We start from the raw sequence: 16,840 nt of genomic DNA on the forward strand, positions 1-16,840 counted from the left end.
GATGTCGCAGGCCGCTCTGAACGTACGTCGGGAGGCGCAGGAAAAAGCGCGCACCGGACGCAGCAATGGCTCGCGCCTGGCAGGCATTCTGTTCCTGCTGCTGGTGATCGGCACCATGCTGGCGGGCGGCGTGGTGGTGCTGAAATGGATGAATGACGCCTCGCGACTGCCGCTTTCAAGGCTGGTGGTGACGGGAAAAACCCATTACACCACCAACGACGATATTCGCCAGGCCATTTTGTCGCTGGGCGCGCCCGGCACTTTTATGTCACAAGATGTAAATGTGCTGCAGCAGCAGATCGAACGCTTGCCGTGGATCAAACAAGTCAGCGTGCGCAAGCAGTGGCCGGACGAATTAAAGATTCATCTGGTTGAGTATGTGCCGGTAGCGCGGTGGAATGATTTACATATGGTTGATGCGGAAGGTAAATCTTTTAGCGTTCCAGCTAACCATATCGGCAAAGAAACGCTACCGTTGCTGTATGGCCCTGAAGGCAACGAGCAGGATGTGCTGGAAGGCTGGCGGCAGATGAGCGCGGTTTTGGCCGCCAGTAAGTTTCGCGTTAAAGCAGCATCCATGACCGCTCGCCACTCATGGCAGCTGGTCACCAGCGATGATGTACGTATTGAGCTGGGCCGTAGCGATAACATGAGGCGACTTAAGCGATTTATCGAACTCTGGCCGATGATACAGCAGCAGGCCGCCGCAGATAATAAGCGCGTCAGTTATGTCGATTTGCGCTATGACTCCGGCGCTGCCGTTGGCTGGGCTCCGGCATTTATTGAGCCACAGGACAGTAATCAGCAACAGAATCAGGCACAGGCTAAACAACAATGATCAAGGCGACGGACAGAAAACTGGTAGTAGGACTTGAGATTGGCACCGCCAAGGTCGCCGCTTTAGTAGGGGAAATTCTGCCCGATGGCATGGTCAACATTATTGGGGTGGGCAGCTGCCCGTCCCGCGGCATGGATAAAGGCGGCGTAAACGATCTGGAGTCGGTGGTGAAGTGCGTGCAGCGCGCCATCGACCAGGCGGAACTGATGGCGGACTGCCAGATTTCGTCAGTTTATCTGGCGTTATCCGGCAAACATATCAGCTGTCAGAACGAAATCGGGATGGTTCCGATTTCTGAAGAGGAAGTCACTCAGGAAGATGTCGAGAACGTAGTACACACCGCGAAATCGGTGCGCGTGCGCGATGAACATCGCATTCTGCATGTGATTCCGCAGGAGTACGCCATCGACTATCAGGAAGGGATTAAAAACCCGGTCGGACTGTCGGGCGTGCGTATGCAGGCGAAGGTGCATTTGATCACCTGCCACAACGATATGGCGAAAAACATTGTTAAAGCCGTTGAACGTTGTGGTCTGAAAGTTGACCAACTCATTTTCGCCGGTCTGGCATCCAGCTTTGCGGTGCTGACGGAAGATGAGCGCGAACTGGGCGTGTGCGTAGTCGATATCGGCGGCGGCACGATGGATATTGCGGTCTATACCGGCGGCGCGCTGCGTCACACCAAGGTTATCCCCTATGCAGGGAACGTGGTGACCAGCGATATCGCTTATGCCTTCGGCACGCCGCCGACCGACGCGGAAGCCATCAAGGTTCGCCACGGCTGCGCGCTGGGTTCGATCGTCGGCAAAGATGAGAACGTTGAGGTGCCCAGCGTTGGCGGACGTCCGCCGCGCAGCCTACAGCGTCAGACTTTAGCCGAGGTGATTGAGCCGCGTTATACCGAGCTGCTCAACCTGGTGAATGATGAAATTCTGCAGCTGCAGGAACAGCTGCGTCAGCAGGGCGTGAAGCATCATCTGGCGGCAGGCATCGTCCTGACCGGCGGCGCGGCGCAAATTGAAGGTTTGGCGGCCTGCGCGCAGCGGGTTTTTCATACCCAGGTGCGCATTGGGCAGCCTTTAAATATCACTGGGCTAACGGATTATGCGCAGGAGCCTTACTACTCAACGGCGGTAGGCCTTCTGCACTATGGAAAAGAGTCCCACCTGAATGGTGAGGCGGATGTCGAAAAACGCGTTTCAGTCGGCAACTGGTTTAAACGTATCAACAGCTGGCTGAAAAAAGAGTTTTAATTTTTCTAAAAGGGGATCATGCTAGCTCTATTTTATGATCTCCAGGCGACAGGCACATAACGGAGAGAAATTATGTTTGAACCAATGGAATTAACCAACGACGCGGTGATTAAAGTCATCGGCGTCGGCGGGGGCGGCGGTAACGCCGTAGAGCATATGGTCCGCGAGCGCATCGAAGGCGTTGAGTTCTTCGCGGTGAATACGGACGCACAGGCATTGCGCAAGACTGCAGTCGGCCAGACCATCCAAATCGGCACCAACATTACTAAAGGTCTGGGTGCAGGCGCGAATCCTGAAGTGGGTCGTACTTCTGCTGAAGAAGATCGCGAAGCGCTGCGTTCCGCATTAGACGGCGCGGACATGGTATTTATCGCTGCCGGCATGGGCGGCGGCACCGGCACCGGCGCTGCGCCGGTCGTGGCGGAAGTGGCGAAAGACTTAGGCATCCTGACCGTTGCCGTGGTGACCAAGCCGTTTAACTTCGAAGGCAAAAAGCGCATGGCGTTTGCCGAGCAGGGCATCGCCGAACTTTCCAAGCATGTCGATTCATTGATCACCATTCCGAACGACAAGCTGCTGAAAGTGCTGGGCCGCGGCATCTCGCTGCTGGACGCCTTTGGTGCGGCCAATGACGTGCTGAAAGGCGCGGTACAGGGCATCGCCGAGCTGATTACCCGTCCGGGCCTGATGAACGTCGACTTTGCTGACGTACGTACCGTAATGTCCGAAATGGGCTACGCCATGATGGGCTCCGGCGTCGCCTGCGGCGAAGATCGTGCGGAAGAAGCGGCTGAAATGGCGATTTCCAGCCCGCTGCTGGAAGATATCGATCTCTCCGGCGCGCGCGGCGTGCTGGTCAACATCACCGCTGGCTTCGACCTGCGTCTGGATGAGTTCGAAACCGTGGGCAACACCATTCGCGCTTTCGCTTCCGACAACGCCACCGTGGTGATCGGTACTTCTCTCGATCCGGAAATGAACGACGAACTGCGCGTGACCGTGGTAGCGACCGGCATCGGCATGGATAAACGTCCGGAAATCACCCTGGTGACCAATAAACAGGCGGCCAGCCAGCCGGTTATGGATCATCGTTACCAGCAGCACGGCATGTCGCCGCTGCCGCAGGAGCCGCAGAAACCTGCAGCGAAAGTGGTTAACGATCAGAGTTCGCAGTCTGGCAAAGAGCCCGATTACCTGGATATTCCTGCTTTTCTGCGCAAGCAGGCGGATTAGGAATAAGCCGAGAATTGGGATTCTCCGCTCTTTGTGCTAAAATCTTCGCCCGTCAGTAATATAGACTGACGGTCGGATGATATTTTGCGAGATAATACGATGATCAAACAACGGACACTAAAACGTATTGTTCAGGCGACTGGCGTCGGTTTGCATACCGGCAAAAAAGTCTCCCTGACGTTACGCCCTGCGCCGGCTAATACCGGGGTCATCTATCGTCGCACTGACTTGAATCCACCGGTTGATTTTCCGGCTGATGCAAAATATGTGCGCGACACCATGCTGAGTACCTGCCTGGTGAATGATGAAGGCGTACGTATTTCCACCGTAGAACACCTGAACGCAGCGCTGGCGGGTCTGGGCATCGACAACATCATTGTCGAAGTTGACGCGCCGGAAGTGCCGATTATGGACGGCAGCGCCGCGCCTTTCGTCTACCTGCTGGTTGACGCGGGCGTCGAAGAGCTGAACACGCCGAAGAAATTCGTGCGCGTTAAGCAGGCGGTGCGCGTTGAAGATGGCGACAAATGGGCTGAGATCAAACCCTACAACGGTTTCTCGCTCGATTTCACCATCGATTTCCAGCATCCGGCGATCGATTCCAGCTCGCAGCGTTACCAGCTGAATTTCTCTACGGAAGCGTTCATGCGTCAAATCAGCCGTGCCAGAACCTTCGGCTTTATGCGTGAAATCGAGTATCTGCAGTCGAAAGGCCTGTGCCTGGGCGGTAGTTTAGATTGCGCGATCGGGTTAGATGATTTCCGCGTGCTGAACGAAGAAGGTTTACGCTTCGAAGATGAATTTGTTCGTCACAAAATGCTGGATGCGATTGGCGACCTGTTTATGTGCGGCCACAATATTGTCGGCGCGTTTTCCGCCTACAAATCTGGTCATGCGCTGAACAACAAGCTGTTGCAGGCGGTACTGGCGAAGCAGGAAGCCTGGGAATGGGCGACCTTTGAGGACGAAGCTGAACTGCCGGTGGCATTCAGGGCAACAAATCTGGTTCTGGCGTAACGGCCTTAACCGCGTAAAACGACTGGTAGCGCTGGTTCACTCTCTCCGACCGGCAAAGCCAGTCGTTTTTGTATCTGCGCCCGGCGTACATTATTTGCGCCGCTATGGACAGAATACCGCTCTTTTCTTCTCCTCCCGCGACGATCTGATGTTTAAAGCGCGCAATGATGGTAAGATTTGCCCTCGTTAAAGACGGCAACAGGCGTTTTACGTCAGAGGGAACGGAGCCGTTAATTATTCATTGAAGATGGACAGGGGCTACCCTGTCAGACGGAAAACGTTGTGATCGCTATTTTTCATCGTTGGCGACAATTAGGCAGGCGTTATCTTTGGCCGCATCTCTTATTTGGCATGGTGGCGGCAAGCCTTGGCCTGCCTGTAGCCCATGCGCAGAGCGCGGAACAAAATAATCGCCCGCAGGCCACGGCGAAAAAATCGATCACCGGCAGCGGCGCGCGGTTTGATAACCTTGCGTTATTGCAGGCCAACGCCCGTCGCGCCAGTTTTACCGTCGATTACTGGCATCAGCATGCCATCCGCACCGTTATCCGCCATCTCTCTTTTGCGCTGACGCCGCAGCATCTGCCCGATGTGAAAGAGGCGCTGCCGCTGGCCGTGCAGAAACTGGCGCTGCTGGATACGCTTAACGCCCTGCTTACCCGTGAGCCGCGACAGCCGGTTATCATTCGCCATACGCAGCAGCCCGCAGCTTCCGTTACGCCGGATTATCATGTCGGCATCTGGCTGGCCCAGGTGCAGGGGATCCGCGCGGGTCCGTACATTCTTAGCTAAACCAGCCCTTATTAAAAACCATATCACTATAAAAAACGAACCGCAGAGAGAGCGGTGAAGATGAGAATGTATTCACTATGCTAATTAATTTATTAACCAAAGTTTTTGGTAGCCGTAATGACCGTACGCTGCGTCGTATGCGTAAGGTGGTAGACGTCATCAATAAGATGGAGCCCGATTTTGAAAAGCTCAGCGATGACGAGCTGAAGGCGAAAACCCAGGAGTTTCGCGCCCGCCTGGAAAAAGGCGAAGCGCTGGACAGCCTGATCCCGGAAGCTTTTGCTACGGTACGTGAGGCCAGCCGCCGCGTATTCGGCATGCGCCACTTCGATGTACAGCTGCTCGGCGGGATGGTACTGAACGATCGCTGTATCGCCGAGATGCGTACCGGTGAAGGTAAAACGTTGACCGCGACGCTGCCGGCCTACCTGAATGCCCTGAGCGGCAAAGGCGTACACGTAGTGACCGTCAACGACTATCTGGCGCAGCGCGATGCGGAAAACAACCGTCCGCTGTTTGAGTTCCTCGGCCTTTCCGTAGGGATTAACCTGCCGGGTATGCCGGCGCCCGCCAAGCGCGAAGCCTATGCCGCCGATATCACCTACGGCACCAACAACGAGTATGGCTTCGACTACCTGCGCGATAACATGGCCTTCAGCCCGGAAGAGCGCGTACAGCGCAAGCTGCACTATGCGCTGGTGGATGAGGTTGACTCCATCCTGATCGATGAAGCGCGCACGCCGCTGATTATCTCCGGCCCGGCCGAAGACAGCTCTGAGCTCTATATCAAAGTTAACAAAATCATCCCGCATCTGATTCGCCAGGAGAAAGAGGATTCCGATACTTTCCAGGGCGAAGGCCACTTCTCGGTAGATGAAAAAGCACGTCAGGTGCATCTCACCGAGCGCGGCCTGGTGGCCATCGAAGAGCTGCTGGTGCAGGAAGGCATTATGGCGGAGGGCGAATCGCTCTACTCGCCGAACAATATCATGCTGATGCATCACGTTACCGCCGCGCTGCGCGCGCATGCGCTGTTTACCCGCGACGTTGACTACATCGTAAAAGATGGCGAAGTGATCATCGTCGATGAGCATACCGGCCGCACCATGCAGGGACGTCGCTGGTCAGACGGCCTGCATCAGGCGGTGGAAGCGAAAGAAGGCGTTGAGATCCAGAACGAAAACCAGACGCTGGCCTCCATTACCTTCCAGAACTACTTCCGTCTGTATGAGAAGCTGGCCGGTATGACCGGTACGGCGGATACCGAAGCCTTTGAGTTCAGCTCGATCTACAAGCTGGATACCATCGTGGTGCCGACTAACCGCCCAATGGTGCGTAAGGATCTGCCCGATCTGGTCTATATGACCGAGAAAGAGAAGATCGATGCGATCATCGAAGACATTCGCGAGCGTACGGCGAACGGTCAGCCGATTCTGGTCGGTACTATCTCGATTGAAAAATCGGAGGTGGTTTCTAACGAACTGACGCGCGCCGGCATCAAGCACAACGTGCTGAACGCAAAATTCCACGCGCGTGAGGCGGATATCGTTGCGCAGGCGGGCCAGCCGGGCGCGGTAACCATCGCCACCAACATGGCGGGCCGCGGTACCGATATCATGCTGGGCGGCAGCTGGCAGGCTGAAGTCGCCGCGCTGGAAAACCCGACCGAAGAGCAGATCGCGGCAATCAAAGAAGCCTGGAAAGTGCGTCACGATGCGGTGCTGGCCTCTGGCGGTCTGCACATTATCGGCACCGAGCGTCACGAATCGCGCCGTATCGATAATCAGCTGCGTGGACGTTCCGGACGTCAGGGCGATCCGGGTTCTTCCCGTTTTTACCTGTCAATGGAAGATGCGCTGATGCGTATTTTCGCTTCCGATCGCGTATCGAATATGATGCGTAAGCTGGGTATGAAGCCGGGCGAAGCGATTGAGCACCCGTGGGTGACCAAAGCGATCGCCAACGCCCAGCGCAAGGTGGAAAGCCGTAACTTCGATATTCGTAAGCAGCTGCTGGAATATGACGACGTGGCTAACGACCAGCGTCGCGCTATCTACTCGCAGCGTAATGAACTGCTGGACGTTGCTGACGTTAGCGAAACCATAAACAGCATCCGCGAAGATGTGTTTAAAACTACCATCGACAGTTATATTCCGCCGCAGTCGCTGGAAGAGATGTGGGATGTTGCCGGGCTGGAAGAGCGCCTGAAAAACGATTTCGATCTCGACCTGCCGATTACGCAATGGCTGGATAAAGAGCCGGAGCTGCATGAGGAAACGCTGCGCGAGCGCATCCTTACCCAGGCGATGGAAGTCTACCAGCGTAAAGAGGAAGTGGTCGGCGCTGAGATGATGCGCAACTTTGAAAAAGGCGTGATGCTGCAAACGCTGGATTCGCTATGGAAAGAGCACCTGGCGGCGATGGACTATCTGCGTCAGGGGATCCATCTGCGCGGCTATGCGCAGAAAGATCCGAAGCAGGAATACAAGCGTGAATCCTTTGCGATGTTTGCGGCGATGCTGGAATCACTGAAATATGAGGTGATCAGTACGCTGAGCAAAGTACAGGTGCGTATGCCGGAAGAGGTTGAGGCGATGGAAGCGCAGCGTCGTGAAGAGGCGGAACGCCTGGCGCGACAGCAGCAGCTGAGCCACGTTGATGATGAAACGCAGGCTGCCGTTGCGCTGGCAGCGGAAACCGGCGAGCGCAAAGTGGGACGTAACGATCCTTGCCCCTGCGGTTCAGGTAAAAAATATAAACAGTGCCACGGGCGCCTGGCCTGATTACGCTAAGCTAAAACCAAAAAGGGAGCCGCGTGCTCCCTTTTTATTAATTCCGTTATCAAGGATGCGAAAATGAAACATCTTCAGGTGGCTGTTGGCATTATCCGCAACGCGCAGCAGGAAATTTTCCTGACGCGCCGTCCGGCCGACTCGCATATGGCGAATATGTGGGAGTTTCCCGGCGGGAAAATTGAGCCGGGCGAGACGCCGGAACAGGCGCTGAAGCGTGAGCTGCTGGAGGAGACCGGGATTGTGGTGCTGGCGGCCACCGCTTTCGCTCATGCCGATCACGCTTACCAGGATGTGCGCGTTACGCTGCACTTTTTCCTTGTCGAGCAATGGCAGGGGGAACCCTGGGGGCGGGAAGGCCAGCCGCAGCGTTGGGTGCCCCAGCGCGAACTGATTGCCGACGAGTTTCCGCCGGCGAATCACCAGCTGGTTGCGCGCCTGCTGGCCGAAGCGCGTTCGTAAGCGGCGCGGATAATCAGTGTTGAGGCGGCTCCTCTTCGCTCCAGCCATCGCTGTCTGATAAATCATTGCTGCTGGGGATGCGTTTCTCCTCGGCGGCCCATTCACCCAAATCGATAAGCTGGCAGCGCTTGCTGCAGAACGGGCGAAACGGGCTTTGCTCTCCCCAGACCACCGCTTTGCCGCAGGTAGGGCAGGCGACTTTAGTCACATCATTACTCATGGCATACCTCTAACAACAGGCCAGATTGAAATCAAGACGCGCCGGAACATCGCCGCGTTCGCTATCCAGCGGCAGAAAGCGAATAGCGTAGCGGGTTTTATGACCCGATACCTGCGGATACAGGCTATCCTCCAGCGTTAACTGCAGGCGCAGTAAGTCAGCGCCGTCGGCATTATCCTGATAAAAGCCGTTCAGGCTGGTTTGATGGCGGAACACCCCCGACTGCCGGATCAGCTCAAGGATCATAAACAGCGCCTGACGTAGCGGATCGAGCGTTCCCATCCAGAAGGCCACCTGCGCGTCGCGCTGCGGCTGATCGAGATGCAGCCAGACGTGCAGCGCGGGCAGATCGAAACTGCAACAGCCGCCGGGGATGCTCAGACGCTGGCGCACCAGCGCAATTAACCGATCTTCGCGCAGCTGCTGGCCGATGCGCGGCGCGGACATTAAATCTCCGGCGCGGCTCTTTAACTGCTTGCGCAGCGCTTCGACGCGCTCGGTATCGACGCCGGGCACATCGCACCACGCCAGCAGCTTTTGCTGCTGCCGCTCCAGCTCTTTAAGCACCTCGGTGCGTAGCTCGCCGCGTTCGAAAACGTCCAGCAGCTCGCTGATATTACGGAAAAAAGTCAGAGCGCTAAGGTGATCGGTGATCGTGGCGCTGCCCTGCAGCTGCTGCAGTAAAAATTCTATTCTCAGCCAGGTGCGCATTTTTTCATTTAACGGATGTTCAAAAAGTACCACTTTGCTCATGCTGTTAATCCTGTTTTGTTGCCGTAGCCAGCGCCAGATAGCGTTGATGCAGTTTGGCAACCAGCGGCAGTATTTCATCGGGCTGCCCGCTGTTTTCAATAATGTCGTCCGCTACGGCCAGTCGCGCCGCGCGCGTTGCCTGAGCGGCAATAATTTTGGCGGCCTGGGCGCGCGTAATACCGTCCCGCGCCATGGTACGCTCAATTTGCACTGCGGGATCGACATCAACTACCAGCACCCGATCGGCCTGCTTCTCCAGCCGGTTTTCCACCAGCAGCGGCACTACCCACAGGCACCATGGAGAGCGCGCCGCAGCGATCTGCCGGCGCGTTTCGGCGTGGATCAACGGGTGCAGCAGCCGCTCCAGCCAGGCCTTTTCTGCCGGGGAACTGAATATTTTCTGACGCAGCGCGGGGCGATTGAGCGTGCCGTCTGCATGAAGAATGGGCGAACCAAAGCGAGCCGTAATTGCCGCCAGCGCGGGCTGGCCCGGCGTGACAACCTGCCGGGCGATCACGTCAGCATCAATAATATCTACGCCATAATGCGCGAAAGCATGAGCAACGGTGCTTTTTCCACTGCCAATACCTCCGGTCAGCGCAACAGTGTAGGGCATCTTCTGGATATCCTGTTTCGCCGGTAAAAGCCGGTTAGCCTGAGATTAACGCTTACCGCCCGCGGTAATTTCTGCAATGGCGATCGCATCGCCTGTCTTCAGGTAAATTTACGGGATTGTAGCGTACTTAAAGGTGTTTTCGCAGTCTTGTATGCGCGTTTTTACCGCGTATGATAACGTCACTGGAGCTGGCTGCAGCACCCGATCGTCAGATCGTCGCCAAAAACCCAGGAATGATGTCATGCGTATTGAAGAAGATTTAAAACTAGGCTTTAAAGATGTGCTTATTCGTCCCAAGCGCTCTACGTTAAAAAGCCGCTCACAGGTAGAGCTCAACCGCCAGTTCACGTTCAAGCATTCCGGCATCGCCTGGTCTGGCGTGCCGATTATTGCGGCCAATATGGATACTGTTGGCACGTTCAGCATGGCCGAAGCGCTGGCCGGCTTTGATATTCTTACCGCAGTCCATAAGCACTACAGCGTTGATGAATGGCGCCTCTTTATCCAGCGCGTGCCGGAGCAGGTGCTGCAGCACGTTATGGTTTCCACCGGTACGTCCGACGCTGATTTCGATAAGCTGAAAGCGGTGCTGGCGCTCTCGCCGACGCTGAATTTTATCTGTATCGATGTGGCAAACGGTTACTCCGAGCATTTTGTCGCCTTCCTGCAGCGCGCGCGTGAAGCTTTTCCGAACAAAACCATCTGTGCCGGGAATGTGGTCACCGGTGAAATGGTTGAGGAACTAATCCTCTCCGGCGCGGATATCGTTAAGGTGGGTATCGGCCCAGGTTCAGTTTGTACCACCAGGGTGAAAACCGGCGTCGGCTATCCGCAGCTTTCTGCGGTTATCGAATGCGCTGACGCCGCGCATGGCCTGGGCGGACAGATTGTCAGCGACGGCGGTTGCTCGGTGCCGGGAGACGTAGCTAAAGCCTTCGGCGGCGGCGCGGATTTCGTTATGCTGGGCGGTATGCTGGCGGCGCATGATGAATGCGAAGGCCATATCATCGAAGAAAACGGCGAGCAGTTTATGCTGTTTTACGGTATGAGCTCTGAATCTGCGATGAAGCGGCACGTCGGCGGCGTAGCTGAGTATCGCGCAGCCGAAGGTAAAACGGTTAAGCTGCCGCTGCGCGGCCCGGTAGATGCTACCGCCCGCGATATCCTGGGCGGGCTGCGTTCAGCCTGTACCTATGTTGGCGCCGAGCGCCTGAAAGAGCTTACCAAGCGCACCACCTTTATTCGCGTGGCGGAGCAGGAAAACCGCGTTTTTAATCGCTAATTCAGCACCGCGCCCAGGTTAAAGATGGGCAGGTACATAGCGATGACTAACGTGCCGACAATGGCGCCGGTGATGACCATCATTACCGGCTCCAGCGTTGCCGCCAGCGAATCAGCCAGCTCATGCGTCTGGTTTTCATGCCACTGCGCCAGGCGCGCCAGCAGATGATCCAGCGCGCCCGCCTCTTCACCCACTTTTATCAGCTGCCGGCAGAGCGGCGTAAACAGCGTGCTGTCGGCAATCGCCAGATGCAGCGGCATGCCCTGCGCGACGCGCTGCTGCAGCTGCTGCATCGCTTCGCGCCACAGTAACGGCGTCAGCGTCTGTTCTACTGCCTGCAGCCCATGCAGCAGCGGCAGGCCCGCCTGCTGCGTTAGCGTTAAGGTGGTAAATATCTGGCTGAGCAGGCTGCCGCGCCAAAGCTGGCTGAGTAACGGCAGGCGCAGCAGGCAGCGTTGTTCGTTCCGTTGCCATCCCGGTCGGCGCCGACGCTGGTAGCGCCAGCAAGCGATAGCGACAATGGCTATACCCAGCAGAGGAAGAAAACGCTGCTGTAGCCCCGCCGAGAAGGCCAGCACCGCTGCCGTAAAAGCGGGCAGTGGCGCGTTAAAGGTTTGGTAGATGGCGACAAATTCCGGCAGTACCAGCAGCAACATGGCAACGGCTACCGCCAGCGCCACCAGCAGAATAAACAGCGGATAGCGCAGGGCGGTCATCACCTTCTTCTGCAGCCTTAGCTGCCGCTCCTGCTGATGCGCCAGCTGTAAGCAGCAGCTATCGAGCTGGCCGGTGAGTTCGCCAACCTGCATCAGTGCGGCGTAGAGCGGCGGGAATATCATCGGCCACTGCGCCAGCGCGCTGGAAAACGATGAGCCTTGCGCCACCTCCTCCTGTAACGCCTGCAGCAGCGCGCGCCATCCGGCATGCTTTTCCCCCTCGCTTAACAGACAGAGCCCGGCAGAGAGCGTCAGACCTGCCTTAAGCAGGGTAGCCAGCTGCTGCATCAGCGCAATTTTCTGCCGCGGCGCCCAGTCGCGGGCGCGGTAGTATTTGCCCCGCTTGCAGGCTAACGGCAGATACTGCCGTTCTGCCATTAGCTTCATAATTGGCCGATCGTCGGTTAACAGCCAGCTGCCCGTTATCAGCTCGCCGCGCTCGTTTATCGCCTGCCAGTGCCAGAGGCGACAGCTAGTCATGCTCCAGGCCTATAACCCGATAAATTTCCGCCAGCGATGTCTCGCCCCGGTTAACGGCATCAAGCCCCGATGCCAGCAGGCTGGGAAGATTCTGCCGTTGGGCCAGCGCCATCAGGGTTTCGCTGTCGGCGTCTGCAGCAATAGCCGCCTGTAGCTCCGTATTTATCGGTAACAGTTCAAACAGCGCCAGCCGTCCATAGTAGCCGGAGAAGCAGTGATCGCAGCCGGTAGCCTGCCAGTTTTGCAGGCTACCCGGCCACAGGCGCGCGGGCAGGCCCTCGACCTTTTCGGCGGGGAAGCGGCAGTGCGGACACAGCCGCCGCGCCAGGCGTTGCGCAATCACCAGGCGCAGCGCCGAGGCCAGCAAATAGCCCGCAATCCCCATCTGCCTCAGACGGGTCAGCGTTTCGGTCGTTGAGTTGGTGTGCAGGGTGGAAAGCACCAGATGGCCAGTTTGCGCCGCCTTGAGCGCAATCTCCGCGCTTTCGGTATCGCGTATCTCGCCCAGCATAATCACGTCGGGGTCCTGACGTAGCAGGGCGCGCAGCACACGCTGGAAATCAAGCCCGGCGCGTGGGTTAATCTGCGTTTGGTTAACGCCTTCCAGCGGAATTTCAACCGGATCTTCCACGCTACAGAGGTTTTTTTCCGGCTGGTTGAGGTGGCTCAGGCCGCTGTAAAGCGTAAAAGTTTTGCCGCTGCCGGTAGGGCCGGTAACCAGGATCAACCCCTGCGGCTGCGCCAGCGCCCGGTAAAAATGCGCCAGCGCCGCTGGCGACATGCCGAGCTGTTCCGGCCGCAAATCCTGCGATTCGCTTTGCAGCAGGCGTATTACCGCCTTTTCGCCGCGTCGCACCGGCAGCGTGGCGAGGCGAAACGCCGTCGCTTCGCCCTGCAATGACAGGCTGAACTGACCGTCCTGCGGCAAACGGCGCTCTGCGATATCGAGGTTAGCAAGGATTTTCAGCCGGGCGATTAGCGGCGCCTGCTGCGCCGAACTAAAGGTTTGCAGCGGCTGCAGCACGCCGTCGATCCGCAGGCGTACCTGCACTCCTTCGGCGCATGGTTCGATATGGATATCGGATGCGCGGCGCTGTACAGCGTGCAGTAATATCCGATCGATTTGCGTCGCGACTGAGGCCGCGGGCGCGCCGGCGCGTTCATCCGCCTGTGGCGTAACGGCCCGCCGCTGTTCAAGCCTCGCCTGCGGCCACTCCTCCAGCATAATCTGACGCTGATCGGCAAAGCGCAGCGCTTCCAGCAGTAACGGCGCGGGCGCGCCGCTAACGGCAACGGTGATGCTTTCTTCCTCTTCCCGCAGCAGCAGAGCCTGATGCTGACGGCAGATCTCAGCCAGCCGTGAATTGATGGCGCCCATTACACTTTCTCTTCCGTAGCCTGATCGTCAAAGCGAAAAACGTTACGGCAATTATTTTGCAGGCTGCTGTTTTTACTGTCGCAGCTGCGCCGCCACGCCATCTGGCCCTCATTGCTCTGCCAGTGCGGGCTGAGCGTAACCGTCAGGCCGCTCAGGCTTTCCCGTCCGGTTAGCGTAATCACGCCTGACGCGATGCTAACGGAGGCGACGTAGCGCGAACCTTTCCCGGCGGGTACGCCGTTGCTGCCCGCGCTACAGCCGGATGTAGCGCCATGCTCCACCGCGCACAGTTCTACCGCCGTTTTGTAAGGCAGCATCGTTTGCAGCATATCGGTCAGCGCGGCTTTCTGCAGATAGCTCTGGTAGGCGGGAATGCCAATAGCGCTGAGAATGGCGACAATACCGATAACGATCATTAATTCAATTAACGTAAAGCCTTGCTGTTTCATATTCGCCTCTCCTTGTGGGGAACCGGACAGACGTTAGCCGGGTTTGCCGCAGGGAGCGAGAAGCGATGCGGCAGGTTGGAAGGCGGCATGTAATAATGCGTCATTCATTGCGGGAAACGACAAAATGCTGGAAGCTGGCGCGCAATTTACACCGGCAGAAGAGCAGCGTGGCGCACCGGGGCGCCACGCCATCAGCGGATATTACAGGGAAGAGGGAGCAAGCGCCGCCTGGTGAAAACGCATCGAAAGATCGAGCGCGCGGACATGCTTGGTCAATGCGCCTACGGAAATATAGTCAACGCCGGTTTCCGCAAAGCTGCGCAGCGTATGGGCGGTAACGTTGCCGGACACCTCCAGCAGCGCTTGCCCCTGGGTTATTTTCACCGCTTCACGCATCTGCTCCAGGGTAAAATTATCCAGCATCACGATATCCGCGCCGGCTGCCAGCGACTGCCGCAGCTCGTCCAGGGTTTCAACCTCAACCTCAACCGGCACGTCCGGGTGCAGCCAGAGCGCTTTTTCCACCGCCTGACGAATCGATCCCGCGGCGATAATGTGATTCTCTTTAATAAGAAACGCATCCGCCAGGCCGAGGCGATGGTTTTCGCCGCCGCCGCAAAGCACCGCATATTTTAGCGCGGTACGCAGCCCCGGCAGCGTTTTCCGCGTATCGAGCAGGCGGGTTTGCGTACCTTCCAGCAGGCTGACGTAGCGGCTGACTTCGCTGGCGACGCCGGAGAGCGTCTGGACAAAATTCAGCGCGGTGCGTTCAGCGGTTAACAGCAGGCGCGCCGGGCCTGAAACAGTAAACAGCTTCTGCTCCGGCTGGATGGCGTCGCCGTCCGCCACGTACCATTCCAGCTGCGCCTGATTGCCGAGCTGAATAAACACTTCCTCTACCCAGCGTTTACCACAGAAAACACCGGCCTCGCGGGTAATGACGGTAGCCTGCGCCTGAGTTGCGGCAGGCAGCAGGCTGGCGGTAATATCGTTATCCGCGTTGGCTTCACCGCCTAAATCTTCTTTTAATGCTTGTTCTACCGCGCCGGGTATGTCATCGGCAATGCGCGAAAGCAGGGCCGTGCGTCGATGTTCAGGGTTATAACGTCGCTGTGTCATAAGGTTTCCGTCCGGTTTTAAACGATGCGCTTACTGTAGCCTGAACGGCCCCCAGGCACCAGATATGGCAGGAAAAGTTTAGCCAACTAAACAAGCGGCGCTTTTTATGGCGCAGGCTGGCGCTTTTGGCGCTAAACAGGTAATGATGAAGCAACGCAATCATAAGGAAATCATCAATGTTCACTTTAACTCAACCGGAAAAAGGGTTGCCGGTAACCGGTGATTCGCTGTTAACCGATGTCTCGCTGCCGGCGCTGGTGCTACATCAGGATGCGCTGGAGCATAACCTGAAGTGGATGCAGGCGCTGGCCGATCGCTACGGCGCAGTGCTGGCGCCGCACGGCAAAACCACCATGGCGCCCGCGCTGTTTCGTCGACAGATAGCGGCGGGCGCATGGGGCATTACCCTGGCTACCGCCGTGCAGTGCGCGGTAGCGGCGCAGGCGGGCATCAGGCGCATCCTGCTGGCTAACCAGCTGGTCGGGCGCGCCAATATGCAGATTGTGGCCGATATAGTGCGTCAGACCGACAGCGATTTTTACTGTCTGGTGGATAGCGTGGAGAACGTGCGCCAGCTGGGCGCTTTTTTTGCTGAACGGCAGCTTCGCCTGAACGTTTTGCTGGAGCTGGGCGTCGCCGACGGGCGCTGCGGCTGCCGCAGCGATGAGCAGGCATTGGCGGTGGCGGCGGCGATTCAGGCGCAGCCCGCGCTCCAGCTGTGCGGCATTGAAGGTTATGAGGGGGTTATCGGCGGCGCTCAGCCGCAGCGGGAGGTAGATGCTTTTATCGATCGTCTGGTGGCCGTGGCGCTGAAACTGCGTAACGCCGGCGCCTTCAGCGTGCCGCAGCCGCTGATCACCGCTTCCGGCTCCGCCTGGTACGATCGCGTGGCCGCAGCCTTTTCCCGTGAGGAGGCGCAAAACGCTTTCCTGCCGGTGCTGCGTCCCGGCTGCTATCTGGTGCACGATCACGGCCTTTATCAGCGGGCGCAGCAGCAGGTGCTGGCGCGCCAGCCGCAGCTGCAGGACGCTCTGTTGCCGGCGATGGAGGTGTTCGCCTGCGTACAGTCGGCGCCGGAGCCGGGCAGGGTCATCGTGGCGCTGGGCAAGCGGGATATTGCCCATGACGATATGCCGGTCGCGCTGCGCGTCTGGCGTCAGGGCGCAACGCAGCCAGCGGCAATGGGCGAGGAGTGGCGCGTCGTCAGGTTGATGGATCAGCACCTGTTTTTACAGGGCCCGGCAGAACACGATTTACAGCCCGGCGATATTATCGCTTTCGGCGCCTCGCACCCCTGTCTGACCTTCGATAAGTGGCGCCGCTTCTGTCTGGTCGACGCGCGGCTAAAGGTTCGTGAAGTGCTGCAAACCTGCTTTTAAACGCGGCATAAGGAATATAAAGCGGGCGCTGAATTCATGGTAGGCTGTGTAAAAAAAGCAA

General features: G+C 57.7%; 16 protein-coding genes. 9 read left to right on the plus strand and 7 right to left on the minus strand.

Features of this window, described 5'->3' with window-relative positions:
- Window position 1: 1 nt before the first annotated feature.
- From ftsQ to mutT, 7 genes are all read left to right on the plus strand, one after another.
- Window positions 2–838 (plus strand): cell division protein FtsQ, encoded by an 837-nt coding sequence (gene ftsQ / locus FKM52_RS04895; RefSeq protein WP_141175064.1) that lies wholly within the window; start codon window positions 2–4, stop codon window positions 836–838.
- Window positions 835–2,091 carry a cell division protein FtsA gene (gene ftsA / locus FKM52_RS04900; RefSeq protein ID WP_141175065.1) on the plus strand — a complete coding sequence of 419 codons (1,257 nt, stop codon included), beginning with the start codon at window positions 835–837 and terminating at the stop codon, window positions 2,089–2,091. The genes ftsQ and ftsA overlap by 4 nt, the downstream gene beginning before the upstream one ends.
- Window positions 2,092–2,163: 72 nt before the next feature.
- Window positions 2,164–3,324, plus strand: coding sequence for a cell division protein FtsZ (gene ftsZ / locus FKM52_RS04905; RefSeq protein WP_141175066.1), 1,161 nt, complete (start codon window positions 2,164–2,166; stop codon window positions 3,322–3,324).
- Between the two features lie 99 nt (window positions 3,325–3,423).
- Window positions 3,424–4,341: a UDP-3-O-acyl-N-acetylglucosamine deacetylase gene (lpxC, locus tag FKM52_RS04910; protein WP_141175067.1), complete on the plus strand. Its 918-nt coding sequence runs from the start codon at window positions 3,424–3,426 to the stop codon at window positions 4,339–4,341.
- 282 nt (window positions 4,342–4,623) lie between these two features.
- Entirely contained in the window at window positions 4,624–5,133 is a 510-nt protein-coding gene (secM, locus tag FKM52_RS04915) for a secA translation cis-regulator SecM (protein ID WP_141175068.1), read from the plus strand.
- 77 nt (window positions 5,134–5,210) lie between these two features.
- Complete coding sequence (secA, locus tag FKM52_RS04920; protein ID WP_141175069.1) at window positions 5,211–7,916, plus strand: preprotein translocase subunit SecA; 2,706 nt, start codon at window positions 5,211–5,213, stop codon at window positions 7,914–7,916.
- 72 nt (window positions 7,917–7,988) lie between these two features.
- Window positions 7,989–8,387: an 8-oxo-dGTP diphosphatase MutT gene (mutT, locus tag FKM52_RS04925; RefSeq protein ID WP_141175070.1), complete on the plus strand. Its 399-nt coding sequence runs from the start codon at window positions 7,989–7,991 to the stop codon at window positions 8,385–8,387.
- Between the two features lie 13 nt (window positions 8,388–8,400).
- Here the strand turns inward: mutT and yacG are convergent, their stop codons facing one another.
- Genes yacG through coaE form a run of 3 tightly spaced genes read right to left on the minus strand, consistent with a single transcriptional unit; the run spans window position 8,401 to window position 9,976 of the window.
- A complete protein-coding gene (yacG, locus tag FKM52_RS04930) occupies window positions 8,401–8,607 on the minus strand; it encodes a DNA gyrase inhibitor YacG (protein WP_141175071.1) in 207 nt (68 codons plus the stop codon).
- A 9-nt stretch (window positions 8,608–8,616) separates the two neighbouring features.
- Window positions 8,617–9,360 (minus strand): cell division protein ZapD, encoded by a 744-nt coding sequence (zapD, locus tag FKM52_RS04935; RefSeq protein ID WP_141175072.1) that lies wholly within the window; start codon window positions 9,358–9,360, stop codon window positions 8,617–8,619.
- Between the two features lie 4 nt (window positions 9,361–9,364).
- Window positions 9,365–9,976, minus strand: a complete 612-nt coding sequence (gene coaE, locus FKM52_RS04940; protein WP_141175073.1) for a dephospho-CoA kinase — start codon at window positions 9,974–9,976, stop codon at window positions 9,365–9,367.
- Window positions 9,977–10,217: 241 nt separating this feature from the next.
- On the opposite strand from coaE, the gene FKM52_RS04945 reads away from it, so the two are divergent.
- Window positions 10,218–11,258, plus strand: coding sequence for a GMP reductase (locus FKM52_RS04945; RefSeq protein WP_141175074.1), 1,041 nt, complete (start codon window positions 10,218–10,220; stop codon window positions 11,256–11,258).
- Here FKM52_RS04945 and hofC read toward each other — a convergent pair.
- From hofC to nadC, 4 genes are all read right to left on the minus strand, one after another.
- A complete protein-coding gene (gene hofC, locus FKM52_RS04950) occupies window positions 11,255–12,454 on the minus strand; it encodes a protein transport protein HofC (RefSeq protein WP_141175075.1) in 1,200 nt (399 codons plus the stop codon). The two genes, FKM52_RS04945 and hofC, sit on opposite strands and share 4 nt — an antisense overlap.
- Complete coding sequence (gspE, locus tag FKM52_RS04955; RefSeq protein ID WP_141175076.1) at window positions 12,447–13,832, minus strand: type II secretion system protein GspE; 1,386 nt, start codon at window positions 13,830–13,832, stop codon at window positions 12,447–12,449. Before gspE ends, hofC begins: the two co-directional genes overlap by 8 nt.
- Window positions 13,832–14,281 carry a prepilin peptidase-dependent pilin gene (ppdD, locus tag FKM52_RS04960; RefSeq protein WP_141175077.1) on the minus strand — a complete coding sequence of 150 codons (450 nt, stop codon included), beginning with the start codon at window positions 14,279–14,281 and terminating at the stop codon, window positions 13,832–13,834. The genes gspE and ppdD overlap by 1 nt, the downstream gene beginning before the upstream one ends.
- Window positions 14,282–14,482: 201 nt before the next feature.
- Window positions 14,483–15,400 carry a carboxylating nicotinate-nucleotide diphosphorylase gene (nadC, locus tag FKM52_RS04965; RefSeq protein WP_141175078.1) on the minus strand — a complete coding sequence of 306 codons (918 nt, stop codon included), beginning with the start codon at window positions 15,398–15,400 and terminating at the stop codon, window positions 14,483–14,485.
- A 176-nt stretch (window positions 15,401–15,576) separates the two neighbouring features.
- On the opposite strand from nadC, the gene FKM52_RS04970 reads away from it, so the two are divergent.
- Window positions 15,577–16,779, plus strand: a complete 1,203-nt coding sequence (locus tag FKM52_RS04970) for an amino acid deaminase (protein WP_141175079.1) — start codon at window positions 15,577–15,579, stop codon at window positions 16,777–16,779.
- The last annotated feature ends 61 nt before the right edge of the window (window positions 16,780–16,840 follow it).

This window comes from Mixta tenebrionis (assembly GCF_006517625.1).
Lineage (GTDB): Bacteria > Pseudomonadota > Gammaproteobacteria > Enterobacterales > Enterobacteriaceae > Mixta > Mixta tenebrionis.

Bases quoted from the DNA above. Each gene is read 5' to 3' on its own strand.
- ftsQ (WP_141175064.1), top strand. From the start codon at position 2: ATGTCGCAGGCCGCTCTGAACGTACGTCGGGAGGCGCAGGAAAAAGCG.
- ftsA (WP_141175065.1), top strand. From the start codon at position 835: ATGATCAAGGCGACGGACAGAAAACTGGTAGTAGGACTTGAGATTGGC.
- ftsZ (WP_141175066.1), top strand. From the start codon at position 2,164: ATGTTTGAACCAATGGAATTAACCAACGACGCGGTGATTAAAGTCATC.
- lpxC (WP_141175067.1), top strand. From the start codon at position 3,424: ATGATCAAACAACGGACACTAAAACGTATTGTTCAGGCGACTGGCGTC.
- secA (WP_141175069.1), top strand. From the start codon at position 5,211: ATGCTAATTAATTTATTAACCAAAGTTTTTGGTAGCCGTAATGACCGT.
- mutT (WP_141175070.1), top strand. From the start codon at position 7,989: ATGAAACATCTTCAGGTGGCTGTTGGCATTATCCGCAACGCGCAGCAG.
- yacG (WP_141175071.1), bottom strand. From the start codon at position 8,607: ATGAGTAATGATGTGACTAAAGTCGCCTGCCCTACCTGCGGCAAAGCG.
- zapD (WP_141175072.1), bottom strand. From the start codon at position 9,360: ATGAGCAAAGTGGTACTTTTTGAACATCCGTTAAATGAAAAAATGCGC.
- coaE (WP_141175073.1), bottom strand. From the start codon at position 9,976: ATGCCCTACACTGTTGCGCTGACCGGAGGTATTGGCAGTGGAAAAAGC.
- FKM52_RS04945 (WP_141175074.1), top strand. From the start codon at position 10,218: ATGCGTATTGAAGAAGATTTAAAACTAGGCTTTAAAGATGTGCTTATT.
- hofC (WP_141175075.1), bottom strand. From the start codon at position 12,454: ATGACTAGCTGTCGCCTCTGGCACTGGCAGGCGATAAACGAGCGCGGC.
- gspE (WP_141175076.1), bottom strand. From the start codon at position 13,832: ATGGGCGCCATCAATTCACGGCTGGCTGAGATCTGCCGTCAGCATCAG.
- ppdD (WP_141175077.1), bottom strand. From the start codon at position 14,281: ATGAAACAGCAAGGCTTTACGTTAATTGAATTAATGATCGTTATCGGT.
- nadC (WP_141175078.1), bottom strand. From the start codon at position 15,400: ATGACACAGCGACGTTATAACCCTGAACATCGACGCACGGCCCTGCTT.
- FKM52_RS04970 (WP_141175079.1), top strand. From the start codon at position 15,577: ATGTTCACTTTAACTCAACCGGAAAAAGGGTTGCCGGTAACCGGTGAT.